The organism is Streptomyces sp. NPDC046122 (assembly GCF_056429965.1).
This window is the reverse complement of record NZ_JBWKLQ010000006.1, coordinates 128,680-151,555: the sequence shown is the minus strand read 5'-3', so window position 1 is coordinate 151,555 and position 22,876 is coordinate 128,680. Positions and strand designations below refer to the sequence as shown.

Sequence of the window (22,876 nt, the reverse complement as noted above, 5' to 3'; positions counted from 1 at the left end):
TCAGGGAATTGACGCGCGGACGGCAGGCGCTGTCCAGGGTGCGACGCCGGAACAGGCCATCGCGTGCGGCCCGGTCAGGACCCCTGATGCGGCACAGTGGACCACGCCGGAGCGGTGCCCGCGACCCGGCAGACCATCAGGTAGAGCGGAATCGGCGGGGTGTAGGGCGCGCTTCCCTCCGGCAGGTGGACCAGGCGCGGACGCGTCGCCGCCACGTACGCCCCGGCGACGTAGCGGGCGGGCCGCGGCCAGACGAGTCCGAGGTCCGAACCGGCGGGCACGAGCCACCACCACCAGTCGGCGTCGGCGAAGACGCACCCCGGGCGGGACAGGTGCGCCATCGTCCGGAAGCCGTGCCGCGCGGGGAGCCCCACCGCGTCGCAGCCGAGCGGGGTGGCGAAGCCGTCCGGCAGCGGCAGGCGGACCCGGCCGCCGCCCTGCCCGCCGTCGTGCGCGACGCCCTGCGGGCCGGGGCGCCCGCGCCTGCCCTGCGCGCCGGCCTCGGGGCGACGCCCGCGCGACAGGCGGCCGGCCGGCAGGGCGGTCATCACCGACCTCAGCAAGGAAGCTCCGCCCAGACGACGCGTCCGGGTCCGTCGGCGGCGTCGCGTGTCCCCCAGAAGCTGCTCAGGGTGTCGACCAGTTGCAGCCCGCGCCCGTGCTCGTCCTCGCCGGCCTGGCGCAGCCGCGGTCCCGTGGGGCGCCGCCCCTGGTCCTTCACGGCGACCCGCAGCCGGCCGTCGCTGTCGCGCAGTTCGCAGACGACCCGCTCGCTCGCGGTGTGCAGCACGGCGTTGGTGAACAGTTCGGAGACGATCAGCGCCGCCGTGTCGCAGGTGTCCTCGCCGACGCCCCACTGCGTCAGCTGCTGCCTGGTCAACCGGCGCGCGGAGGACACGAATTCGGCGCGCCCCGGCAGTTCGAACCCGTAACGGCGTATGGCCGTCCCCCGGCAGTGGTCCATGAGCGGGGGGACGAGCACAGTGCCTGGTGCCACGAGCGTTTCCTCACGGTGTGGGGGCAGCGCCGGACCGCTGCTTCCCCCCGGTGGCAGCGCGCGGCATCCGCGTGAACTGGTTCACCGCGCAACTCTCCCTCCGATCGCGACACTTGGCAAGGGTCACTATGAAAATTGCAGAGTGTCGTCTCTTCGGTCGCGACCGCGTGGCACACTGCTCGCAACAGCCCACGGGGAGGTCTGAAGTGAGTGAACCGCGGTCCGCCCCGACGGTGGGTCAGGTCGTCCTCGGCAAGCGTCTGCTGGACCTGCGCGAGAGAGCCGGCCTGAGCCGCGAGGAGGCCGCCAGGGTTCTGCGCGTCACTCCGGCCACCATCCGCAGGATGGAGACGGCCGAGGTCGCGCTCAAGATCCCTTACGTGCAGCTCCTGCTCCAGGCGTACGGTCACGGCCCCGAGGACATCGACGCCTTCGTCGAACTCGCCGAAGAGGCGAACAAGCCGGGCTGGTGGCAGCGCTTCCACGGCGTGCTGCCCGACTGGTTCAGCATGTACGTGAGCCTGGAGGGCGCCGCGTCGCTGATCAGGGCGTACGAGCCCCAGTTCGTGCCGGGTCTCCTCCAGACCGAGAGCTACGCCCGCGCCATCATGCGCGGCGGAGCCGTCGGCCGGACCGGCCCCGAGGCCGTCGAACGGCACGTGGCTCTGCGCATGGAGCGCCAGAGCCTGCTCACCCGCCCCGACGCCCCCAAGCTGTGGGTCGTCATGGACGAGACGGTGCTGCGGCGGCCGGTGGGGAATCCGGACGTGCGGGGGGAGCAGATCGACCGCCTCCTGGAGGCCATGGAAAGGCCGAACATCACCCTCCAGATCGCCGAGTTCGCGACCGGGCACCACCCCGGCACGTACGGCCCGTTCGTCCTCTTCCGCTTCGCCGTGCCGGAACTCCCGGACATGGTCTACAGCGAGTACCTGACCGGCGCGGTCTACCTCGACGCGCGCCCCGAGGTGGCGGCCCACCTCGAGGTCATGGACCGCATGGCGGCTCAGGCCGCGACTGCACAACGCACGAAGGAAATCCTCAAGGATCTCCGCAAGGAGCTGTGAGATGGACCCCATATACAACGGCATGCCGGCGAACGACCTGCCCGCGGAGGGCTGGTACAAGCCGTGGAGCGGCGGCAACGGCGGCAACTGCATCGAGGCCATGAAGCTGGCCGACGGCAGAGTCGCGGTCCGGCAGTCCGCCGACCCCGAGGGACCCGCGCTGATCTACACGCCGGGCGAGATCGCCGCCTTCATCCAGGGAGCGAAGGCCGGACAGGCCGACTTCCTGCTCACCTGACCGTCACCGCACCGTTCACCCCCCCGACCCATGGAGCGCCGTATGACCGGGCAAGACCGCACCGCCGTCGAGATTGACACCAGTAAGCCGCACCCGGCGCGCATGTACGACTGGTTCCTGGGCGGCAAGGACAACTACCCGGTCGACGAGGAGATGGCGCGCCAGCTGCTCGCCCTCGACGCGCGGGGGCGCGACATGGCGCGGGTCAACCGGGCGTTCATGCACCGGGCCACGCGCTGGCTCGCGGAGAACGGCGTGCGGCAGTTCCTCGACATCGGCACGGGCATACCCACCGAGCCGAACCTCCACCAGATCGCCCAGCGCACCGCCCCCGACGCGCGGATCGTCTACTGCGACAACGACCCGATCGTGCTGGCCCACGCGGAGGCGCTGCTGCGGTCCACGCCGGAGGGCGCGACGGAGTACATCCAGGCGGACGCCCGCGAGCCCGACCTGATCCTGGAGCGGGCCGGCAAGGTCCTCGACTTCGCGCAGCCGATCGCGCTGTCCCTGCTGGCGCTGCTGCACTTCGTGGGCGACGAGGACGGCGCGCACGCGCTGGTGAACCGGCTCATGGACCGCCTCGCGCCCGGCAGTTACCTGGTGCTGTCCCACGTCACCGGCGACTTCGACCCGGAGGGCGCGGCCAAGGCGTCGGCGCTGTACGCGGCGAAGGGCCTGACCCTGCGGCCGCGCTCACGCGCGGAGTTCTCCGGGTTCTTCGACGGCTTCGAACTCGTCGCACCGGGCGTCTCGCTGGCCGCCGACTGGCGGCCGGAGCTGGGCGACGTGGTCCCGGTCGCCGGCGACGACCCGATCCCGGGGTACGGGGGAGTGGCCCGCAAGGTCTGACACGCCGGTACGGTCGGCCGCCTCCGGGGCCGCCCTTCCGGGCCTGTACGCCGAGCTGCGGCCGAGGGGCGGGCCCGGCTCGCGGCCGCAGCGGTCCCTACCACCCGGGCCACTCCGCCCGAGGCGTCACGCCCGGCGCCGGGCACGCGGTGGCGGCCGGGGTGAGCGCGTACCGGCCGGTTGGCGCCGGCCGAGGGGCCGCGCCCCGTGCTAGCCGGGGGGCGCGCCGGCGACGAGGCCGTCGAGGACCGACGTGATCCGGTGCCACGTGTCCCAGTCGCGCTCCGCCGCCGGCACCTGCCTGCCGCCCCCGGTGCCCCACTCGGCCGCGACCGCCACAGCGTCCCGCCCGCTCGCCGCCCCCGCCGCGAGCGCGGCCGCCCCGACGGCGACCAGCTCGACCGCCGGGGGGACCAGCAGCGGGCGACCGGAGAGGCGGCGTACCGTCTCGACCCACGTACGCCCCCGCGCGCCGCCGCCGACCAACCGCAGCGGACGCGAGGCCACCTCCGGGTCGGCGGGGTCGAGGCCGCAGGCGCGCAGCACCTCGTCGAGGGCCCGCAGCACCGTGACGGCCGCGCCCTCGTAGGCGGCGCCGAGGAGTTGGCGCGGGGTGGTGTCGTGGCGCAGGCCGGTCAGGAGGCCGGAGGCGGCGGGGAGGTCGGGAGTGCGTTCGCCGTCGAGGTACGGCAAGAGCACCGCCTCGCCGCCGGGCGCGGCGTCGTCACGGTCCAGGCCCAGCAGGGCGGCCACCTTGTCGACGGCGAGGGTGCAGTTGAGCGTGCAGGCGAGCGGCAGGTAGCCGCCGTCGGCGGCGGCGAACCCCGCCAGGGCGGGTGACGCCGGCCGGGCGCGGGTGGCCGCGAAGACGGTGCCGGAGGTGCCCAGGCTGAGCACCGGGTGGTCCAGCAGCCCGGCGCCGCCGAGGCCGAGCCCGACGGCGGCGGCCATGTTGTCGCCCGTACCCGCCGCGACGGCGATCCCGGCGGGCAGGCCGAGCAGTCCGGCCGCCGCGCGGGTGAGGGAGCCGACGCGGGTGGCGCCGGTGGGGGCCACGGGCGGCAGCAGCTTCTCGTCCAGGCCGACCAGATCGAGAAGCCCGGGGTCGTACGCGCCGGTGGCGGTGGAGTACCAGCAGGTGCCCGAGGCGTCGCCCGGGTCGGTCGCGGCCACCCCGGCGAGGCGCTCGGTGAGGAAGTCGTGGGGGAGGCGCACGGCGGCGGCCGACTCGGCGGCGTACGGCTCGTGCTCGCGGAGCCACTGCCACTTCGCGGCGGTCATGGAAGCGACGGGGACCGATCCGGTACGTGCCGTCCAGGCGGCCGGGCTGCCGAGCGCCTCGGTGAGGGCGGCGGCCTGCGGGGCCGCGCGCGTGTCGTTCCACAGGAGCGCGGGGCGCAGCGGTCGCCCGGCCCGGTCGAGGACGACCAGCCCGTGCTGCTGCCCGGCGACCGCGATGCCGGTGACGGCGGACGCCGCCACCCCCGAATCCCGCAGCCCGGCGGCCACGGCCGCGCCGAGCGCCCGCCACCACTCCTCCGGATCGCTCTCGCGTGCCCCGGCCTCGCCGGTGACCCGGTGCGGCGCGCGGCCGACCGCGAGCAGCCGGCCGGTCGCGGCGTCGGTGAACGCGGCCTTGGTGGACTGCGTGGAACTGTCCACCCCGACGACGACCGTGCTCGGCGTCATGGGACCCCTCGTTTCCTCGGTTCTCTTCTGTGGAACAGATTGGTCGTGCAGTATTAGTCATGTCAACAAACAAATGGAGGCCGGTCACATGTCGGAGCGCTTCACTCCCACCCCCGACGACAAGTTCACCTTCGGCCTGTGGACCGTCGGCTGGCAGGGCGTCGACCCCTTCGGCACGGCGACCCGCCCGGCCCTCGACCCCGTCGAGACCGTCCGGCGCCTGGCCGGGCTCGGCGCCCACGGCGTCACCTTCCACGACGACGACCTGATCCCCTTCGGCTCCTCGGACGCCGAACGCGAGGCGTGCGTCAAGCGGTTCCGTCAGGCGCTGGACGCCACCGGCATGAAGGTGCCGATGGCCACCACCAACCTGTTCACCCATCCGGTCTTCAAGGACGGCGCGTTCACCGCGAACGACCGTGACGTGCGCCGCTTCGCCCTGCGCAAGACGATCCGCAACATCGACCTCGCCGTCGAACTCGGAGCCACCACCTACGTGGCCTGGGGCGGCCGCGAGGGGGCCGAGTCCGGGGCGGCGAAGGACGTGCGCGTCGCCCTCGACCGCATGAAGGAGGCGTTCGACCTGCTCGGCGCGTACGTCACCGAGCAGGGCTACGACCTGCGCTTCGCCATCGAGCCGAAGCCCAACGAACCGCGCGGCGACATCCTGCTCCCCACCATCGGCCACGCGCTGGCGTTCATCGAGCGCCTGGAACGCCCCGATCTGGTCGGCGTGAACCCCGAGACGGGCCACGAGCAGATGGCCGGCCTCAACTTCCCGCACGGCATCGCCCAGGCCCTGTGGGCGGGCAAGCTCTTCCACATCGACCTCAACGGCCAGACCGGCATCAAGTACGACCAGGACTTCCGCTTCGGCGCCGGCGACCTGCGCCAGGCGTTCTGGCTCGTGGACCTGCTGGAGACGGCGGGTTACGACGGCCCCCGGCACTTCGACTTCAAGCCGGTGCGCACCGACGGCGCCGACGGGGTGTGGGCGTCCGCCGCCGGCTGCATGCGCAACTACTTGATCCTCAGGGAGCGCGCCGCCGCCTTCCGCGCCGACCCGGCGGTGCGGGAGGCTCTGCGCGCCTCCCGCCTCGACGACCTCGCCCGCCCGACCGCCGCCGACGGCCTCGCGTCACTGCTCGCCGACCGGGCGGCGTACGAGGACTTCGACGTCACGGCGGCGGCCGAACGGAGCATGTCCTTCGAGGTGCTGGACCAACTGGCGCTCGACCACCTGCTGGGCGTACGCGATTAAAGCGGAAGCCACCGGGGCCGGGGCCCGCGTACGGTGAGCGCCGTGACGCGACCGCTGCTGTTCCTCGATGTGGACGGGCCCCTCAATATGGCGTACGCCGACGGCCGGCCCTTCGCCTGGGTCGACGACGAGCAGAGCGAGGCCGACCACGCGCGCGTGGCCGCCGGCCACGCCGCGCCCGCCCTGCTCCACCACGTCAGCCCCCGGGCCGGACTGCGGAGGGACGACTTCGCGGCGCTCGCGGAGTTCGCCGGGGGCGAGGGCGGCGGGCGGATGCCCTCCGGCGGGCGCGGACGGCTGCCCTAGGCGTACGCGGCCGGGTCCGCCAGGACGTCGCGTACGACCAGGGCCGCCGCGCCGCGCGACGCGTCGCCGGTCAGTGCCGAGGCGCGCAGCCGGCCGCTGTCGCCCGACCAGAGGCCCGACACCACCCTGCCGTCCAGCTCGCGGCCGGCCGGGGGCGCCAGCCACGGCATCAGCGGCCGGTAGATGCCGCCGAGCACCACTGCGTCCGGATCGAAGAGGTTCACCGCGCCGGACAGGACGAGGCCCAGCATGGCTCCGGCCCGCCCGATGGCCTCGACCGCCCGGGCGTCGTCCGCGCGGGCCCGGGACTCCAGCTCCGCGACGCCCGGCAGCCCGGCGTTCTCGTCGATGCCGGCTGCCCGCAGCACCGCCCGCTGGCCGGCGTACTGCTCCAGGCAGCCCCGCGAACCGCAGCGGCACGCGGGCCCTGCGGGGTCGACCACCACATGCCCGATCTCCCCGGCGAATCCGTGTGCGCCGCGCAGCAGTTCACCGCCCAGCACGAGGGCGCCGCCGACACCGATCTCCCCGCTCAGGTAGAGGAACGTGCGCTCCCGTCCGAGTCCGCCGAACCACAGCTCGGCCAGCGCGGCCAGGTTCGCCTCGTTGTCCGAGCCCACCGGCAGCGCGCGGCGTCCGGGAAGCAGCTCACCGAGGGCCCGCGCGAAGAGGTCCTCGGCCGCGACGCCGTTCCAGCCCAGATTGGGCGCCTGGCGGACCGTACCGCCGGACACCAGACCGGGCAGCGCCAGTTGTGCGCCGACGGGCCGCAGGTCCGCACCGGCCGCCGACTCCAGCGCCCGCGCCGCGACGGCGGCGGCGTGCGCCAGGACCTCGGCCGGGCGGGCGGCGCGGTTGTCGGTGTGCTCGGTGAGCCGTACCCGGTCGTCACCGGACAGGTCGGTCACGCACACCGACACGTAGTCGATGCCGACCTCGACGCCCAGGCCCGCGACGCCCGTGCGCGCCACCTTCAGGACGGTGCCGGGCCGCCCCGCCTGCCCGCTGAACGTCTTCCCCCACTCGGTGACGAACCCGCTGTCCAGCAGTTGCTCGACCAGCGAGGAGACGGCGGCCCGCGTCAGCCCGACCCGGGCCGCGACCCCGGCGCGCGTCGCCTCGCCGCCGTCGTGGACGGCGCGCAGCACCAGGCTCAGATTGTGCCTGCGCACGGTGTCCTTGTCGGCCTTGGGCTCCAGGCGCGGGGGGTTGCTCCTCATGGCACCGAGAGCCTAGGCGACACCGTCCGGAAGCCGTCCGTCCGGCCGGGCGCCGGTTACTCGCGAGGAACGACGAGGGTGCTCTAAGGTGAGCGCTCCGATCGACACCGCCTGCGGATCCCATGATTGAAGCGGGCTTTGCTGTGTCAATCGAAGGAAGTCCTGTCAATCCAGGACGCAATGTGCAGTGCAGGGCGACGTCGTGTCGGCAACTCCGCCAGACGTCGGCTTCCTACGAGCCGATCCGCCCTCCCTCCCGCCATCCGGGACCCGACGGCGGCGGTCCTCTCTCAATCACCTACCTCGCGAAGGCAAGGCAGAGATGGCACGAGTCCCCCGACAGTCGACCCGGCAGTCCTCCCGGCGGTCCGCCCGGGACCTCTCCCGGCAGCAGGTCCATCCGGTCGACCACCTGCTCCCGCTCCCCAAACTCACCCTCTACGGCTTCCAGCACGTCCTCGCGTTCTACGCGGCGGCGGTGGTCGTCCCGATCCTCCTCGGCAACGCCATGGGCCTGTCCCACGAGGAGCTCGTCTACCTGATCAACGCCGACCTGCTGACCTGCGGCGTCGCCTCGATCATCCAGGCCCTCGGCGTCTGGAGGATCGGCGCCAGACTCCCTCTGGTGCAGGGCGTCACCTTCACCGCCGTCTCTCCCATGATCGCCATCGGCCTGGGCGCCGGCGGCGGCACCGCCGGGCTGCTCGTCGTCTACGGAGCGGTGATCACGGCGGGCATGGCGACGTTCCTCCTCGCGCCGTTCTTCAGCAAGCTCGTGAAGTACTTCCCGCCGATCGTGATCGGCACGATCCTCACCATCATCGGCCTCACCCTCATACCGGTGGGCCTCCAGGACGCGGCCGGCGGCTCGCAGCTCAGGGGAGACCCGGCGTTCGGCGCACCGGAGAACTTCGCGTACGCGATCGGCACGCTCCTGTTCATCCTGGCTCTCGTCCGGGTCGGCAAGCCGTTCCTCAGCAGCCTCGCCGTGCTGCTCGGACTCATCGGCGGGACGACCGTCGCCTGGCTTCTCGGCGACGTGCACTTCGGCGCGGTCGCGCAGGCCGACTGGTTCGGGGTCAGCACGCCGTTCCACTACGGCATGCCGAAGTTCGAGCTGCTGCCGATCGTCGCCATGACCGTCGTCATGCTGATCACGATGGTGGAGACCACCGGCGACGTGTACGCCATCGGGGAGATCACCCGCAAGAAGGTCGACGGCGACACCGTTGCCAGAGCCCTGCGCGCCGACGGCGCCGCGACCGTTCTCGGAGGCGTCCTCAACTCGTTCCCGTACGTGGCGTTCGCCGAGAACATCGGCCTGGTGCGGATGTCGAAGGTGATGAGCCGTTACGTCGTCGTGGCGGCCGGCGTCTTCATGATCGTGCTCGGGCTGCTGCCGAAGGCGGGCAGCCTGGTCGCCGTGATCCCCCAGCCGGTGCTCGGCGGCGCGGCGATCTCGATGTTCGGCATGGTCGCGGCGGTCGGCATCCAGATCCTGGGCAAGGTGGACCTGCGGGAGGAGCGCAACGCCCTCATTCTCGCCGTCAGTCTGGGCGCCGCCCTGCTGCCGACGACCGTCCCGCCGTTCTTCGACCGGATGCCGGAGGACGTACAGGCGGTTCTGGACAGCGGGATCACGCTCGGCGGCCTCACCGCCATCACGCTGAACCTGTTCTTCAACGTGTTCACGCGCCGCAGGGCGATGGAGATCGACTGGGACGACATGGAGGATGCGGCGGACACCGCGGTCGCCGAGGGCCCGGCGGACCCCTACTTCGGCGCCACCGCGCGCTGAGCCGCGTCGCGCAGGGCCGCGTCGCGCAGGGCCGGTCGCGGGCCGGGTCACCGGCCCGCGGCCTGCGGGGCGGCGTACGTGGCGTCGTCGGCGTGCGGACGTGCGGACGTGCGGACCTGCGGGCGTGGCGGTGCGGCAGGTGGGCGAGGACGTGCGGGCGCGGCGGCGCGAGAAGTGCCGGCGGGAGGTACGGCGGCCGGGTCAGCGGCCCGCGGGGTGGAACGGCGGCGCCTCGCCCGCCTCGCCGATCAGCTCCCAGAAGTGGTCGACCAGCCGGCGCAGGAACGCGGCGCGCTCGGCCGCGATCTCCTTGAGCCGGGCGTCGTCGTTGCGTGCCACCAGGTGTCCCATGTACCGCTCGGAGAACGCCGCGAACTCCGCGTGCAGCGCCCGCAGCGCGTCGCCCACCAGGGTCTCGTCGACGCAGACGATCTCCGCCACGGGAGCCACATGCGCCTTCCACCGGCCGTCGATGGCCGTCCGCAGGTGCTCGGCCAGCTCGTCGACCCGGCCCGTGATGCCGATCAGCTTCCGCAGGGAGAGCCCCAGCGCGTCGACCAGGGCCCTGGTCTGGCGCGGATCCCCGTCCCAGCGCCGCTGCTCCTCGGCGGCCCGGTAGGCGGCCGGGTCCATGCCGATCCGGTACGCGAGCCGCTCCACGCTCAGCAGCTTGGCCAGCCGGTGCTCGGCGAGCGTCCGCGGCTCGATGCCCATCAGTGTGGCCGACGTGCACCACAGGACGTCGGCCAGGGCGAAGAGCTGCGGCTCCGAGGGCACATGGGTGCCCTGCTCCCAGGCGGCTATCAGGTCGGGATGGGCGGGCGCGCCGCACGACGCCATGGAATGGGCGACCTGAGTCGTGGTCAGGCCCATCCGGGCGCGCGCGGCTCTGGCCTCTGCGGGGGAAAACGGAGTGCTGTACACGGACGGGAACACCTCGCTGCACCCGGCGGACTGTGGGCGCTTGGGGGGGACGGACGGGTGGACGAACATCCAGGAGCGGGCAGATTAACAGAAGGTCCAGTGGTACGAACCGCTGACTGGCCTTCGATCCGAAGGTGCGGCTACGCGGGCGCCGGAGGGCGGATCCGCGTGGGTCAGGGGCGTTGTCAGTGGTGGGAGGCAGGATGAAGGGCATGACGAACACACCTGCCGTTCTCGCACATTCCGCCGCGTACGCGGAGGCGGTCCAGACCGCGACCCGCGCCGCCGCCGCCTACTACGCCCAGGGCGACAGCGCGCTGGACGACGAGGCGTACGACCGGCTGGTGGGGTTGATCGAGGCGTACGAGCAGGCGCATCCGGACGAGGCGCTGCCGGACTCCCCGACGGGGAAGGTGGCGGGCGGCGCCGCGGTCGGCGACGTGCCGCACACCGTGCCGATGCTGTCGCTGGACAACGTGTTCTCGCCCGAGCAGTTCGTCACCTGGACGGCCTCTCTGGAACGCAGACTCGGCCGGCCGGTCGAGCAGTGGAGCGTCGAGCCGAAGCTCGACGGCCTCGCCGTCGCCGCACGCTACCGGTCCGGCAGACTCGTGCAGCTCATCACGCGCGGGGACGGCACGGCGGGCGAGGACGTGTCGCACGCGCTGGGGACCATCGTGGGGCTGCCCGGCGAGCTGACCGAGCCGGCCACCTTCGAGGTGCGCGGCGAAGTCCTGATGACGACCGAGCAGTTCGAGAAGGCGAACGCGGTGCGCACGGAGCACGGCGGGGAGCCGTTCGCCAATCCGCGCAACGGCGCGGCGGGCACGCTGCGGGCCAAGGACCGCCCGTACACGGTGGAGATGACCTTCTTCGCGTACGGCGCCCTGCCGCTGCCCGGGTCCGGGGAGCTCGGTGAGGGGCTGGAGGAGCGGCCGCACAGCGAGATCCTGCGGCGTGTCGCGGCGCTCGGTGTGCACACCGCGGCCGACACCGCCGTGCCGCCGCGCACGGCGGCCACGGCAGAGGAGGCGCGGGCCCGGATCGAGGAGATCGCCGCCCTGCGTCCCGAGCTGCCGTTCGGCATCGACGGGATCGTCGTCAAGGCGGACTCGGCGGCGGACCAGCGGGAGGCGGGAGCCGGTTCGCGGGCGCCGCGGTGGGCCATCGCGTACAAACTCCCCGCCGTGGAGAAGGTCACCCGGCTGATCGCGGTGGAGTGGAACGTCGGGCGTACGGGGATCATCGCGCCGCGCGCCGTGCTCGAACCGGTGGAGATCGACGGGTCGACGGTCACGTACGCCACTTTGCACAACCCGGCCGACATCACGCGGCGCGACCTGCGCCTAGGTGACCAGGTGATGGTCTACAAGGCGGGCGACATCATCCCGCGCATCGAGGCGCCGGTCGCGCATCTGCGCACCGGGGACGAACAGCCCATCGTCTTCCCGGAGACCTGTCCGCAGTGCGGTTCGGAGATCGACGCGAGCGAGCAGCGCTGGCGGTGCGTGCGCGGCCGCGACTGCCGGGTCGTGGCGTCCATCGCGTACGCGGTCGGGCGCGACCAGCTCGACATCGAGGGCCTGGGCACGACGCGGGTCGTACAGCTCGTCGACGCGGGCCTGGTCGGCGACTTCTCCGACCTGTTCTCCCTCAGCCGCGAGCAGCTCCTGACGCTGGACCGGATGGGCGAGACCAGCGCGGACAACCTGCTGGCCGCCATCGAGCGGGCCAGGACCCGGCCCCTGTCGCGCGTCCTCGCGGCGCTCGGCGTGCGCGGAACCGGCCGCTCGATGTCCCGCCGCATCGCCCGGCACTTCGCGACGATGGACCACCTGCGGTCCGCCGACGCGGAAGCGGTGCAGCGGGTGGAGGGCATCGGGGTGGAGAAGGCGCCGGTGATCGTCGCCGAACTGGCCGAACTCGGCCCGCTGATCGCCAAGCTGGTCGCCGCGGGGGTGAACATGACGGAGCCGGGAGCGACGCCGCCGGCGGAGAACGAGGCGGCGGAAGGGGCGGCGCCGGAGGAAGCGGCCGAGCCCGCCGGTCCGCTCGCCGGCATGTCGGTCGTCGTCACCGGCGCGATGACCGGCCCCCTGGAGAAGCTGAGCCGGAACCAGATGAACGAGGTCATCGAGCGCGCCGGCGGCAAGGCGTCCTCCAGCGTCTCCAAGCGGACGGCGCTGGTGGTGGCGGGCGACAACGCGGGCTCGAAGCGAGCGAAGGCGGAGGACCTGGGCGTCCGCGTCGCCACCCCCGACGAGTTCGCGGCGATGGTCGCGGCCGTGCTGCCGGAGGACTAGCGGGCGGCGGCGTGGTCGGGGCGGTGCTCCGGGCCGGGGCGGGGAGGGGGAGGCCGTCGCGGGTGTCGCGCGCCCTCGCCCCGGCCCCTGCCTCAGAAGCCTCAGCGCCCGCTGCCTCCCGCCCCCGGCGGGACCAGCGTGACGCGGAACGCCTTCGCCGGGCCGACGTTGCCCGCCGAGTCGATCGTGCGGTACTCGATCGTGTGCGATCCGTACTCCGGTGTGGCGTCGTCCCACGGCACGACGCGCGGTGTGCCGAGCTTGCCGTAGACCAGGTCGTCGATGACCGTGCCACCCGGAGTGAAGCGGAACGGGGCGTCCGCGTCCGTCGGCCAGCCGAAGTACGTGTACCACCCGTCGCCGTCGACTCTGAACTGCGAGACGACGTACCCCTCCTGGTCGTCCCGAGCCGTCAGCTTCATCGTGAACGGGCCGTCGTAGACGTACTCCGCCGGCTTCCCCGGCCGCCGCACCGTACGCAGCGGTTCGGACAGGGCGTACGCCGCCTTCGCCGGAGTGCCGTCGACCGTCCAGGTCAGCGTCCGCTGCGTACCGGCGATGCGCGCCGTCAGCGTGTGACTGCCGCGCCCCAGCTCCAGTGCGCCGAGGTCCAGGTCACGGTCGTTGCCGGGGTTGCGCACCGGCCGCCCGTCCAGCACCCATCGCACCCGCGGGATGCTGCTCGTGGGGTGAGTGGTGTCGGCGTACACGACCGACTCGGCCCCCACGGGGGCGGCGGTCCCGGTGTGGCCGGTGAACTCCGCCGCGGCGGACACCGGCCGCGTCGTGACCGCCGGGTCCACCGTCCACGTGACGGTGCGGGTCAGCGCGGCGGAGGCACGGATCCGCGGGTCCCGCACGAACGGGGTCGGGTCCGAGACCGTCGCCGTCAGGGTGTGCCGACGGCCCTCGTGAAGACCGAGGCGCCGCAGATCCAGGCTGCGCTCACCCGCCGTGCCGCTCACCCGACGGCCGTCCAGCCGCCACACGGTGTCGAGTTCCCCGCCGACCGGGTGCAGCGTGTCGACCCACACCGTCCGGTCGTCGCCGACCGGCGCGTCGTTCGGCGCGTGGCCCTGCACCAGATCGACCTTGGCGGATATCGCCTGCGTCATGACCTCCCTCTCCACCTGGTCGAAGGAGTAACCGAGCGTCTTCATCAGGGAGTGCCTGCTCGGCCGCCAGACCCCTTTCGTCCGGTACATGCCGCCCTCGTGGCGCCCGATGACACCACCGGAGTCGCTGCGCTCGCCCAGCCAGCGCCACCACTTGCGCCGCTCGGCGCGCATCTGTGCCTCGGTGAGGAGCGTGTGATGAGCGGAGTCGGGTTCGCCGCCTTCGTACGTGCCGCCGGGGACGCCCCGCGCGTAGTAGTCGTACTCGTCCTGGAGTTTGCCCAGTGAGTGGCCTATCTCGTGCGGCGTGATGAGCGACGACAGCGCGTTCCCGCCCGAGGCGGTGGCGAAGGTCCCTCCCGCGCCGCCGTACGTCGCACTGTTGGCGAGACCGACGATCTGCCGGTTGGAACTCTTCGACCCGGGGATCAGATCGGCCAGCGCCGTCGCCGCCGCCGAGTCGATCGACAGCAGCCGCTGCACGCTGCCCGGGTTGCAGCCGCCCCAGAAGCCCATGTCCAGCGGGGTGTCCCGGCGGGGCGAGTCCAGGCCGGGGTCACAGTCGACGCCCGACTCGGGGGACGGCGCCTCCACCGCCCAGACGTTGATGTACGAGCGGTAGGAGGCGAACGGCTCCGTGCTCCACAGCACGTTGAGGTGCTTGTCGACATCGGCGCGGAAGCCCGCCATGTCGTCCGCCGTGTAGCCGTCGCCCAGGATGACGAGGTTGAACCGCCGGTCGGCCGGACCGGTCTGCTGAACCGGCACGACCTCGGCGTTCGCGGTCACGGGGTGCGGCCGTGCGGGCCCCGCCCCCGTCGCCGCCGTGGCCGGCGGTGTGGCGCCGACGGCGCAGGCGACGAGGAGCACCCCCGTCACCGCGAGAAGTGCGGGCCTGTTCCGAAATCTCATGGTGGTGCACCCTCCGTCTGCCGTACGTCCGGTGATCACGCGGTGGCGGGGAGCGTACGGGCGCGGTCAACGCGCGGTAAAGGGCTCGGAGTTGCGCGTGGCGCGAATGGTCAGGCGGGTGGGCGCGGTCGTCACGGGCTCCGGCAGGCGCGGGCCGGGGGCCCCGGGCGTGATCGAGCCGAGGACGCTCGCGCGGCGGGCGCCGGTGCAGGAAGGGAGTGTGCCGGGCAGGCCGTGCGCGGTCAGCCAGCCGAGAACGGCGAAGGCGTACGCCTCCTTCGCGGCGGACGGCAGCCCCAGCTCGTCCGAAGTCCGCAGCGTCACACCGTCCCGGCCGGCCCGCAGTTCCTCCCGCAGCCACCGCATCAGCACCGGGTTGCGGGTACCGCCGCCCGACGCGATCACCTCCGTCGCCCCGAAGGGCCGTACGGCGTCGGCGACGGTCCGCGCGGTGAGCCGGGTGAGGGTGGCGACGACGTCCTCGGCGGGCAGCGGCCCGAAGCCGTGCAGCGCCGCCCGCAGGTAGGGCAGGTGGAACAGCTCCTTGCCCGTCGTCTTCGGCGCGGGCCGGCCGTAGTACGGCTCCGTCAGCAGCCGTCGCAGCAGGGGCGGATGGACGCTGCCCCGCGCGGCGAGCGCGCCGTCCACGTCCATGGAGTACGCCGCCGGGCCGTCGCCCGCGCGCCCCACCAGCTCCCGCACCGCCGCGTCGATCAGCGCGTTGGCAGGCCCGGTGTCGAAGGCCAGCGGTTCACCACCCGCACGGCCTGCGCCACCTGTATGGCCGGTACTGCGCGCACCGCCTGCACCGTCCCCACCACCCGCGCCGCCACCACCGTCCGTACCGCCCTCGCCGCCCGAAGCGATCGTGACGTTGGCGATCCCGCCCAGGTTCAGTGCCACGGGCAGGCCCGGCCGTCCCCGCAGCCACATGACGTCGACGACGCTCACCAGCGGCGCGCCCTGGCCCCCTGCGGCCACGTCCCGCGTACGGAAGCCCGAGACGACGGGGCGGCCGGTCGCCTCGGCGATCCACGCGGGCTCACCGATCTGGAGCGTGCCGTGCACCCGGCCGTCCTCGGCCCAGTGGTAGACGGTCTGCCCGTGCGAGGCGATCAGACCGGCTTGCCCGTCGCACAGTTCCCGGTCCGCCCGGACGGCGGCCGCGGCGAAAGCCTGCCCGATGCGCGTGTCGAGCCGGCACACGGTGGCCAGATCCGTCCCGGCGGGCGGCAGCGCGCCGGCCAGCGCCGCCCGCAGATCGTCGTCGTACGCCGTGCTGATCAGGCCGAGCGGCGTGAGCACCAGCGTGTCCCCGTCGAGGACGAGGTCGGCGGCCGCCGCGTCGATGGCGTCGTACGACGTGCCCGACATCAGCCCGACCACCCGCAGGTGCCTCACCGCAGCGCCCGCCGGTGGTCGTCGCCGCGCAGTGTCAGCAGTGCGGCGACGCTGACCGCGCAGGTGGCGGCGGCGTAGTAGGCGGGGATGTCGGTGTCGCCCGTCCGCCCGACCACCTCGGTGATGACCAGGCCCGCACAGCCGGAGAACACGGCGTTGGACAGCGCGTACGCCAGACCGAGTCCCGTGTAGCGCACCGTGGTCGGGAACATCTCGGCCAGCATCGCGGGCCCCGGCCCCGCCATCAGCCCGACGGCGGCCCCCGCGCCGAAGAGCGCGGCCCCTTTCGCGTACGCCGAGACGCCCGGGTCCTGCACCAGGTTCAGCAGCGGCAGCGCGAGCACGGCCACCAGCAGCGCTCCGGTCAGCATCACCGTCCGCCGCCCGATACGGTCGCTCACCGCACCCGCGGGCAGGATCGAGGCCGCGAACCCGAGGTTGGCCAGGACGGTCGCGACGAGCGCTTGCTGGAACGTCGCGTTCAGCGTGCTCTGGAGGTACGAGGGGAGGACCACCAGGAAGGTGTAACCGGCCGCCGACCATCCCATCAGCCGTCCGGCGCCCAGTGCGACCGCCCTGACCGTCTCGGCGGCGGGCGGCCGCCGCACGGGTGCGCCCGTCTCGGCGACGGCCGACGCGAAGGCGGGCGTCTCGTCCAGGCGCAGCCGCAGCCACATCGCGACGAGCCCGAGCGGCAGCGTCAGCAGGAAGGGCACCCGCCAGCCCCACCCGTTCAGCTGCGACTCGGTGAGCACGGTCGCGAGGAGCGCCGCCGCGCCCGCGCCCGCGAGCAGGCCGAGCGCCACCGTGAACGACTGCCACGCCCCGTACCGGCCCCGCCGGCCCGGTGGCGCGAACTCGGTCATGACCGACACCGCGCCCCCGAACTCCCCTCCGGCGGAAAGCCCTTGCAGGATCCGCAGCAGTGTCAGCAGCCAGGGCGCGGCCGCGCCGATGGAGGCGTATGTCGGCAGCGCGCCGATCAGCGTCGTGGCGCCCGTCATCAGGCAGATGACCAGGATCAGTGTCGGCCGGCGGCCGATCCGGTCACCGAGCCGCCCGAAGACCGCCGCGCCGACGGGCCGGAAGAAGAACGCCAGGGCGAAGGACGCGTACGTCTTGACGAGCCCTTCCGCGGCGCTGCCGCCCTCGGGGGTGAAGAAGTGCGCCGCGATGACGGTGGCGAAATAGCCGTACACGCCGAACTCGTACCACTCGATGAAATTGCCGACGGACCCCGCCACCAGCGCCCGGCGGGAGCGGACCGGCCGGGCCGGTACGGGGGGCGACACCGGACCGGGCGCGCGTGTGGTCATGAGGCCAGGGTGCGGACCGGAATGCCGCACCACAAGTCCCGTGCGCCCACCTGCCGCACACCCGCCCCACGCCCCCGCGACCGCGCACCCCGCCCGGCATCAGCACACCCCGCGCCGGTCGGGCCCAACGCCGGCCGGCCCGGTCCCTCTGACGGAGAGACCGGGCCGGCCGGACGGCGTGCCGTGAGGGGTGAGTGTGGGTCAGGCGCCCGGGGGGACCCGCGCGGGCCGTCCCGAGCCGCGCGTCATGCTGTACCCGGCGATGGCCGCGGCCGCCCCGAGGACGCCCCCGCCCACCGTCCAGAGCCAGCGCGAGGACCACCAGCCCGACGAGAACGTGTCGTCGGCCGCCTCGGCCACCGCCGCGTCCGAAGCCCCCGGTACCAGCGGCGCCGACAGCGCGCCGTCCACCGCCGTGGCGCCGCCCGCCTCCTGAGCCGTCGCGACGACCTCGGCGCGCACCGGCAGCCCGAGGTCCTCCTGCGGCAGGTCGGAGACCGTGAGCCGTACGTAGTAATGCCCCGGCAGCGGGTCGTCGGACCACGGCTCGGCCCAGGCCCGCACTGTCCGCAGCGTGCACGACACGGTGACGGACGCGGCATCGGCGGGCGCCGCCTGAGCCTGGCCGCCGTGGACGCAGGGCTGGCGCCGGCGCAGGCCGTCGTACACGTCCAGCCGCCAGGTGGCAGCGCCGTGCCGGGCCGCCGTCTCCGGCAGTTTCACCGTGGCCCGCACGGTGGCGGTGCGCCCCGCGTCGGCGTCGAAGACCCAGTACAGGTAGTCACCGGTGGACGCCTCGGCCGTGGCCGGCTGGTCCTGGCGGATCTTCGTCGCCGTACGGAAGGTGGTGCCCGCCTCGGTCGGCGCGGCCTGTTCCTCCCCGTCGCGGCCCGCGCCCGGCGAGGGCGTCGAGTCGCCGAGGGCGGGAGCGGCGGCGCCGAAGAGCGCGGCGCCCGCCAGCACGGCGCCGCTCAGCAGACGTGTCGTCCTACGCATCAGTTCGTCCTCCATACGGCGAAGCGCCAGCGTGAGATCCAGCCCCACAGCAGTCCGGCGAGCAGTCCGGTCAGCGTGAGTACGCCGAGCAGCCACCAGCCGTGCCCCAGGCCGAACGACGCGACGTCCGACGCCTCGTCGGGGCCGTCCACCAGGTCGACGGCCAGCTCGACGGGCAGACCCGGAGCGGTCTTGACGGACGGGGGAGCGGAGAAGGAGTTGCTGACCTGGAGGCACACGGTCTCGGCCGCCGGCTTCACCTCGTCGGCGACGTCGTCGTCCAGCGGGGCCTTCGGATAGCGCAGACCGGTCGAGATCACGTCCGTACGGCTGTCACCGGCCTCCGAGCCGCGCACGATCTCCCTGCCGCGCGTGGTCACCGCCCGCAGCAGTACGCCGTAGTCGCGGTTCACCGCGCGGTCGGCGCCGACGCTGACGGAGGCCCGCAGTTCCTGTCCGGGCAGTACGTCGACCCGGTACCAGCGGTGCTGGGAGAACTTCTCGCGGTCGGTGTAGAGACCCGCCTTCAGCCGCGGCGCGTCCACGCACCGGTCCGCGCCCTCGGTCGCGACCGGTTGGACGACGGGGTCGGCCGCGCGGTCCACCAACTGCTTTACTCGGCCCGACAGTTCGTCGGTGTGCTGTACGGCGGTGTAGGTGCCGCCGGTGGCCTCCGCGATGCAGGTGAGCTGCTGGCGGATCTTGGCGTTCGGGACCAGGCCGAGCGTGTCGACGACCAGGTGGGTGCCCTTCGCGGCGATCTCGCGCGCGACCTCGCACGGGTCGAGCGGGCCGCAGGTGTCCTCGCCGTCGGTGATGAGCACGATCCTGCGGGAGCCCTCGCCGCCCTCGAGGTCGTCGGCCGCGCCGAGCAGGGCCGGGCCGATGGGCGTCCAGCCGGTCGGCGCCAGCGTGGCGACGGCCGTCTTGGCCTCGGTCCGGTCCAGCGGGCCCACCGGGTAGAGCTGCCGGGTGTCCTTGCAGCCGGTTTTGCGGTCGTCGCCGGGATAGTCGGCGCCCAGGGTGCGTATGCCGAGCAGCACCTCCTCCGGCACGGCGTCCAGTACGTCGTTGAACGCCTGCTTGGCGGCGGCCATCCGGGACGTGCCGTCGATGTCCTTGGCGCGCATGGAGCCGCTGACGTCGAGGACCAGTTCGACCTTGGGGGACCGGCGCGTGTCCGGTTCGTCGGCGGCGGCAGCGGCGGGGCCGGCCGCGAGGAGCCCGGCGGCCAGGGCGACGAGCAGGCCGAACGCCCTTGCCGCCGGCCGTTTTCTTGTGATCATCGCCGGATCCTATTGAAGATCGCCTCCGGCGCCCAAAAAGAGGGTCCGTTCCCTCGGCGCGCGTGCCCGGCGGGCGCGTCCACGTGCGCCGGCGCGGGGCCGTGACGGTCGCTCACCGTATGCGTGCCCGTCGGTGCGAACGGCAGCAGGGAGCCTCCACCCGCCGCCGACGGGCCAGTGAGCGGCTCGCGACGCCCCGGTACGTCACCGCCCTCGCCGCATACACGGCGGCCGGCCCGGCAACCCTGCACCGCAGGGTCCGCGCCGGCTCGGCACCACACCCCTCGCCCGGCCCACCGCCCAACGCGGCGCCCTGGCCCGCCGCCTGAGGGAACGCGGCGACCGCGCCGTCTATCGAGTCCGCCGCACGCGCCGGCGGACTCGGTACGGCCGCCGACCTCCGCCGCGGACTCCCGTACGGCCGCCGACCCCCGCGTCCGTGGCTACGCCGCCGTACCGGACGTACGCCCAGCCCCTACCGCGAGCGCTTCGCTCCCGGGTCTGAACCGGCGGGAATTCACCGGCCCGCAACACCGGCCCTGCCGCGTTCCAGGATGCGGACGTTTCCCGCTGTGACCTGGACAGACGCCGTCGTCCGCTGCGACGCTCCCGCCATGCGCCCTGCCAGCGAGCCCCGCCGCCGTACGACCGCCCTCGCCCCGTTCGCGACGCTCGTCGCGCTCACCGCCGTCGCCGTCACGGCCGTCACCGGCTGCGCGCCGCAGCCCGAGTCCCCGGCCGCCGCCCCCGGCGCCACGGCGAGCTGCGCACCCGGCAAGCTGACCACCGAGGTGCCCGGCAAGCTCACCATCGGCACCGACAAGCCCGCCTACGCCCCCTGGTTCGAGGACGACGCCCCGGCCAACGGGAAGGGTTTCGAGTCGGCCGTCGCCCACGCTGTGGCGAAGAAGCTCGGCTACGGCGAGGACCAGGTGGTCTGGCAGACCGTGCCCTTCAACACCGCCTTCGCGCCCGGCGCGAAGAAGTTCGACTTCGACATCAACCAGATCTCCATCAGCGACAGCCGCAAGAAAGCCGTCTCCTTCTCCTCCGGTTACTACGACGTGCGCCAGGCCGTCGTCGCGCTGAAGACCTCCAGGGCCGCGAAGGCCGGCACCCTGGCCGGTCTCAAGGACGTCAGGCTCGGCGCGCAGGTGGGCTCCACGAGCCTGGACGTCGTCAAGGACGTCATCAGGCCGAAGCAGCCTCCCGCCGTCTTCCAGAAGAACGACTTCGCCAAGACCGCCCTGAAGAACGGGCAGGTCGACGCGATCGTCCTCGACCTTCCCACCGCCTTCTACATCACCTCCGCCGAGGTCCCCGAAGCGGAGATCGTCGGCCAGCTGGAGAACACCGAAGGCACGGCGGAGCAGTTCGGTCTCGTACTCGACAAGGACAGCGGGCTCACCCCGTGCGTGACCGGGGCCGTCGACGCCCTGCGCGCGGACGGGACGCTCGCGGCGCTGGAGAAGCGGTGGCTGTCCGACGCCGCCGGCGCCCCGGTGCTCAAGTGACCGTGGAGAAGACGGCGACAGCGGCGCCGGCGGGGGAGGAGGACGCGTACGTCCCCTCCGCCCGGCGCCTCGAACGCGAGCGCCACAAGCGGGCCCGGGCCCGCCGCGCCACCGCCGTCGCGGCGCTCAGCACCCTGGTCACGGCGGCGGTCCTCTTCCTCGTCGTCACCGGCTCGCCGGGCTGGCCGCGTACGCGCGAGACCTTCTTCAGCGCCGAATACGCCCGGCAGGCGTTCCCCCTGGTCATCGACGGCCTGTGGCTCAACCTGCGGCTGCTGGTCGTCTGCGGGGCCGCCGTCCTCGTCATCGGCATGCTCCTCGCCGTCGCCCGCACCCTGCGCGGGCCGGTGTTCTTCCCGCTGCGCGCCCTGGCGGCGGCGTACACCGACTTCTTCCGCGGCCTGCCGCTGATCATCTGCCTCCTGCTGGTGGTGTTCGGCGTCCCCGCCCTGCGGCTGGCCGGTGTCACCACCGACCCCGTCCTGCTCGGCGGCGCGGCGCTCACCCTGACCTATTCGGCGTACGTCGCCGAGGTGTTCCGGGCCGGTATCGAGTCCGTCCACCCCTCGCAGCGGGCGGCGGCGCGCTCGCTCGGCCTCTCCGGCGGGCAGGCCCTGCGGTTCGTGGTGCTCCCGCAAGCGGTGCGCCGCGTGGTGCCGCCGCTGCTCAACGACCTGGTCTCGCTGCAGAAGGACACCGGTCTGGTCTCCATCGCGGGCGCCGTCGACGCCGTGTACGCGGCGCAGATCATCGCCAGCAAGGAGTTCAACTACACGCCGTACGTCGTCGCCGGCCTCGTCTTCGTCGCGCTGACCATCCCGATGACGCGCTTCACCGACTGGGTGACGGCCCGCATGGACCGCCGCCGCGCCCAGGGAGGCACCACATGACCACCGACACCGCCCCGGTCCTGCGACTGGAGAACGTACGCAAGTCCTTCGGCCGCGACACGGTGGTCCTGCGCGACGTGAACCTCGACGTGGCCCCGCACACCGTCACCGCCCTCATCGGTGCGTCCGGATCGGGCAAGTCGACACTCCTGCGCTGCTCGAACCTCCTGGAGGAGATCGACGACGGCGCGATCTTCCTCGACGGCGAGGACATCACCGACCCGAGGGCCGACGCGGACGCCGTGCGCCGCCGCATCGGCGTCGTGTTCCAGGCGTACAACCTATTCCCGCACATGACCGTGCTGGAGAACATCACCCTCGCCCCGCACCGCGTCCACGGCGTACCGCGCGGGCAGGCGGCCCAGCAGGCGCGCGAACTCCTCGGCAGACTCAGCCTCGCCGACAAGGCCGGCGCCTACCCCGACCGACTCAGCGGCGGCCAGCAGCAGCGCGTCGCCATCGCCCGCGCCCTCGCCGTACGCCCGCGGCTCCTGCTGCTCGACGAGATCACGGCCGCGCTGGACCCGGAGCTGGTGGGCGAGGTGCTCAACGTCGTACGGGACCTCAAGGGCGACGGCATGACCATGGTCCTGGCGACGCACGAGATGGGCTTCGCGCGCGAAGTCGCCGACCAGGTGTGCTTCCTGGACGGCGGAGTGGTGCTGGAACGCGGCACGCCGCAGCAGATCTTCGGCGCCCCGCAGGAGGAACGCACCCGGCGCTTCCTCCACCGGATCGTCGAAGCGGGACGCCTGTGACGGCCGCGGGTGATAGACCGGAGCGGTGCGGGG

At 73.3% G+C, this 22,876-nt stretch carries 19 protein-coding genes and 1 pseudogene; 10 read left to right on the top strand and 10 right to left on the bottom strand.

All coding sequences use genetic code 11. From position 1 onward, the window contains the following. Positions 1 to 74 precede the first annotated feature (74 nt). Both AC07FK_RS18725 and AC07FK_RS18720 read right to left on the bottom strand, forming a co-directional pair. A complete protein-coding gene (locus AC07FK_RS18725) occupies positions 75 to 563 on the bottom strand; it encodes a hypothetical protein (protein ID WP_479105998.1) in 489 nt (162 codons plus the stop codon). Further along, a complete protein-coding gene (locus AC07FK_RS18720; RefSeq protein ID WP_479105997.1) occupies positions 557 to 997 on the bottom strand; it encodes an ATP-binding protein in 441 nt (146 codons plus the stop codon). Before AC07FK_RS18720 ends, AC07FK_RS18725 begins: the two co-directional genes overlap by 7 nt. 206 nt (positions 998 to 1,203) lie before the next feature. Here AC07FK_RS18720 and AC07FK_RS18715 point away from each other — a divergent pair, with 206 nt between their 5' ends. The 3 genes from AC07FK_RS18715 to AC07FK_RS18705 are packed head-to-tail and all read left to right on the top strand — an operon-like array spanning position 1,204 to position 3,154. Further along, a complete protein-coding gene (locus AC07FK_RS18715; protein ID WP_479105996.1) occupies positions 1,204 to 2,064 on the top strand; it encodes a helix-turn-helix domain-containing protein in 861 nt (286 codons plus the stop codon). Between the two features lies 1 nt (position 2,065). After that, on the top strand, positions 2,066 to 2,302 hold the full coding sequence (locus AC07FK_RS18710; protein ID WP_138903165.1) for a DUF397 domain-containing protein: 237 nt from the start codon (positions 2,066 to 2,068) through the stop codon (positions 2,300 to 2,302). A 42-nt stretch (positions 2,303 to 2,344) separates the two neighbouring features. Continuing rightward, on the top strand, positions 2,345 to 3,154 hold the full coding sequence (locus tag AC07FK_RS18705) for an SAM-dependent methyltransferase (protein ID WP_479105995.1): 810 nt from the start codon (positions 2,345 to 2,347) through the stop codon (positions 3,152 to 3,154). Positions 3,155 to 3,364: 210 nt separating this feature from the next. Here AC07FK_RS18705 and xylB read toward each other — a convergent pair whose 3' ends face one another. Then, a complete protein-coding gene (xylB, locus tag AC07FK_RS18700; protein WP_479105994.1) occupies positions 3,365 to 4,843 on the bottom strand; it encodes a xylulokinase in 1,479 nt (492 codons plus the stop codon). Positions 4,844 to 4,931: 88 nt separating this feature from the next. Here xylB and xylA point away from each other — a divergent pair, with 88 nt between their 5' ends. Together xylA and AC07FK_RS18690 are read left to right on the top strand one after the other, a co-directional pair. Continuing rightward, on the top strand, positions 4,932 to 6,104 hold the full coding sequence (xylA, locus tag AC07FK_RS18695; protein ID WP_479105993.1) for a xylose isomerase: 1,173 nt from the start codon (positions 4,932 to 4,934) through the stop codon (positions 6,102 to 6,104). Positions 6,105 to 6,179: 75 nt separating this feature from the next. After that, positions 6,180 to 6,410: pseudogene (locus AC07FK_RS18690) on the top strand (hypothetical protein); the annotation flags it as partial. Here AC07FK_RS18690 and AC07FK_RS18685 read toward each other — a convergent pair. Next, positions 6,407 to 7,630 carry an ROK family transcriptional regulator gene (locus AC07FK_RS18685; RefSeq protein WP_479105992.1) on the bottom strand — a complete coding sequence of 408 codons (1,224 nt, stop codon included), beginning with the start codon at positions 7,628 to 7,630 and terminating at the stop codon, positions 6,407 to 6,409. The pseudogene AC07FK_RS18690 and the gene AC07FK_RS18685 sit on opposite strands and share 4 nt — an antisense overlap. A 322-nt stretch (positions 7,631 to 7,952) precedes the next feature. Between AC07FK_RS18685 and AC07FK_RS18680 the strand changes: the two genes are divergently transcribed. Further along, the gene (locus AC07FK_RS18680) at positions 7,953 to 9,428 is read left to right on the top strand and encodes a nucleobase:cation symporter-2 family protein (protein WP_479105991.1); all 1,476 of its coding nucleotides are present in this window, start codon (positions 7,953 to 7,955) and stop codon (positions 9,426 to 9,428) included. Between the two features lie 201 nt (positions 9,429 to 9,629). Here AC07FK_RS18680 and AC07FK_RS18675 read toward each other — a convergent pair whose 3' ends face one another. Beyond that, complete coding sequence (locus AC07FK_RS18675; RefSeq protein ID WP_479105990.1) at positions 9,630 to 10,352, bottom strand: transcriptional regulator; 723 nt, start codon at positions 10,350 to 10,352, stop codon at positions 9,630 to 9,632. Between the two features lie 203 nt (positions 10,353 to 10,555). Between AC07FK_RS18675 and ligA the strand changes: the two genes are divergently transcribed. Further along, positions 10,556 to 12,655 carry an NAD-dependent DNA ligase LigA gene (gene ligA / locus AC07FK_RS18670; RefSeq protein WP_479105989.1) on the top strand — a complete coding sequence of 700 codons (2,100 nt, stop codon included), beginning with the start codon at positions 10,556 to 10,558 and terminating at the stop codon, positions 12,653 to 12,655. 101 nt (positions 12,656 to 12,756) lie between these two features. Here the strand turns inward: ligA and AC07FK_RS18665 are convergent, their stop codons facing one another. The 5 genes from AC07FK_RS18665 to AC07FK_RS18645 all read right to left on the bottom strand — a co-directional run bounded on the left by AC07FK_RS18665 (position 12,757) and on the right by AC07FK_RS18645 (position 19,681). After that, positions 12,757 to 14,682 carry a M64 family metallopeptidase gene (locus AC07FK_RS18665; protein WP_479105988.1) on the bottom strand — a complete coding sequence of 642 codons (1,926 nt, stop codon included), beginning with the start codon at positions 14,680 to 14,682 and terminating at the stop codon, positions 12,757 to 12,759. A 66-nt stretch (positions 14,683 to 14,748) separates the two neighbouring features. Beyond that, positions 14,749 to 16,074, bottom strand: coding sequence for an anhydro-N-acetylmuramic acid kinase (locus tag AC07FK_RS18660; RefSeq protein WP_479106190.1), 1,326 nt, complete (start codon positions 16,072 to 16,074; stop codon positions 14,749 to 14,751). A 5-nt stretch (positions 16,075 to 16,079) separates the two neighbouring features. Further along, positions 16,080 to 17,399, bottom strand: coding sequence for an MFS transporter (locus tag AC07FK_RS18655; protein WP_479105987.1), 1,320 nt, complete (start codon positions 17,397 to 17,399; stop codon positions 16,080 to 16,082). A 201-nt stretch (positions 17,400 to 17,600) separates the two neighbouring features. After that, positions 17,601 to 18,395: a hypothetical protein gene (locus AC07FK_RS18650; RefSeq protein WP_479105986.1), complete on the bottom strand. Its 795-nt coding sequence runs from the start codon at positions 18,393 to 18,395 to the stop codon at positions 17,601 to 17,603. Continuing rightward, the gene (locus AC07FK_RS18645) at positions 18,395 to 19,681 is read right to left on the bottom strand and encodes a VWA domain-containing protein (RefSeq protein WP_479105985.1); all 1,287 of its coding nucleotides are present in this window, start codon (positions 19,679 to 19,681) and stop codon (positions 18,395 to 18,397) included. The genes AC07FK_RS18650 and AC07FK_RS18645 overlap by 1 nt, the downstream gene beginning before the upstream one ends. A gap of 614 nt (positions 19,682 to 20,295) precedes the next feature. Between AC07FK_RS18645 and AC07FK_RS18640 the strand changes: the two genes are divergently transcribed. From AC07FK_RS18640 to AC07FK_RS18630, 3 genes are read left to right on the top strand one after another with little or no spacing between them, the layout of a single operon-like run. Further along, complete coding sequence (locus AC07FK_RS18640; RefSeq protein ID WP_479106189.1) at positions 20,296 to 21,195, top strand: ABC transporter substrate-binding protein; 900 nt, start codon at positions 20,296 to 20,298, stop codon at positions 21,193 to 21,195. Continuing rightward, complete coding sequence (locus AC07FK_RS18635) at positions 21,192 to 22,085, top strand: amino acid ABC transporter permease (protein ID WP_479105984.1); 894 nt, start codon at positions 21,192 to 21,194, stop codon at positions 22,083 to 22,085. Before AC07FK_RS18640 ends, AC07FK_RS18635 begins: the two co-directional genes overlap by 4 nt. Then, a complete protein-coding gene (locus AC07FK_RS18630; protein ID WP_479105983.1) occupies positions 22,082 to 22,843 on the top strand; it encodes an amino acid ABC transporter ATP-binding protein in 762 nt (253 codons plus the stop codon). The genes AC07FK_RS18635 and AC07FK_RS18630 overlap by 4 nt, the downstream gene beginning before the upstream one ends. The last annotated feature ends 33 nt before the right edge of the window (positions 22,844 to 22,876 follow it).

Bases quoted from the DNA above. Each gene is read 5' to 3' on its own strand.
- AC07FK_RS18710 (WP_138903165.1), top strand. From the start codon at position 2,066: ATGGACCCCATATACAACGGCATGCCGGCGAACGACCTGCCCGCGGAG.
- AC07FK_RS18705 (WP_479105995.1), top strand. From the start codon at position 2,345: ATGACCGGGCAAGACCGCACCGCCGTCGAGATTGACACCAGTAAGCCG.
- xylB (WP_479105994.1), bottom strand. From the start codon at position 4,843: ATGACGCCGAGCACGGTCGTCGTCGGGGTGGACAGTTCCACGCAGTCC.
- xylA (WP_479105993.1), top strand. From the start codon at position 4,932: ATGTCGGAGCGCTTCACTCCCACCCCCGACGACAAGTTCACCTTCGGC.
- AC07FK_RS18685 (WP_479105992.1), bottom strand. From the start codon at position 7,630: ATGAGGAGCAACCCCCCGCGCCTGGAGCCCAAGGCCGACAAGGACACC.
- AC07FK_RS18680 (WP_479105991.1), top strand. From the start codon at position 7,953: ATGGCACGAGTCCCCCGACAGTCGACCCGGCAGTCCTCCCGGCGGTCC.
- ligA (WP_479105989.1), top strand. From the start codon at position 10,556: ATGAAGGGCATGACGAACACACCTGCCGTTCTCGCACATTCCGCCGCG.
- AC07FK_RS18665 (WP_479105988.1), bottom strand. From the start codon at position 14,682: ATGAGATTTCGGAACAGGCCCGCACTTCTCGCGGTGACGGGGGTGCTC.
- AC07FK_RS18655 (WP_479105987.1), bottom strand. From the start codon at position 17,399: ATGACCACACGCGCGCCCGGTCCGGTGTCGCCCCCCGTACCGGCCCGG.
- AC07FK_RS18650 (WP_479105986.1), bottom strand. From the start codon at position 18,395: ATGCGTAGGACGACACGTCTGCTGAGCGGCGCCGTGCTGGCGGGCGCC.
- AC07FK_RS18645 (WP_479105985.1), bottom strand. From the start codon at position 19,681: ATGATCACAAGAAAACGGCCGGCGGCAAGGGCGTTCGGCCTGCTCGTC.
- AC07FK_RS18640 (WP_479106189.1), top strand. From the start codon at position 20,296: ATGCGCCCTGCCAGCGAGCCCCGCCGCCGTACGACCGCCCTCGCCCCG.
- AC07FK_RS18630 (WP_479105983.1), top strand. From the start codon at position 22,082: ATGACCACCGACACCGCCCCGGTCCTGCGACTGGAGAACGTACGCAAG.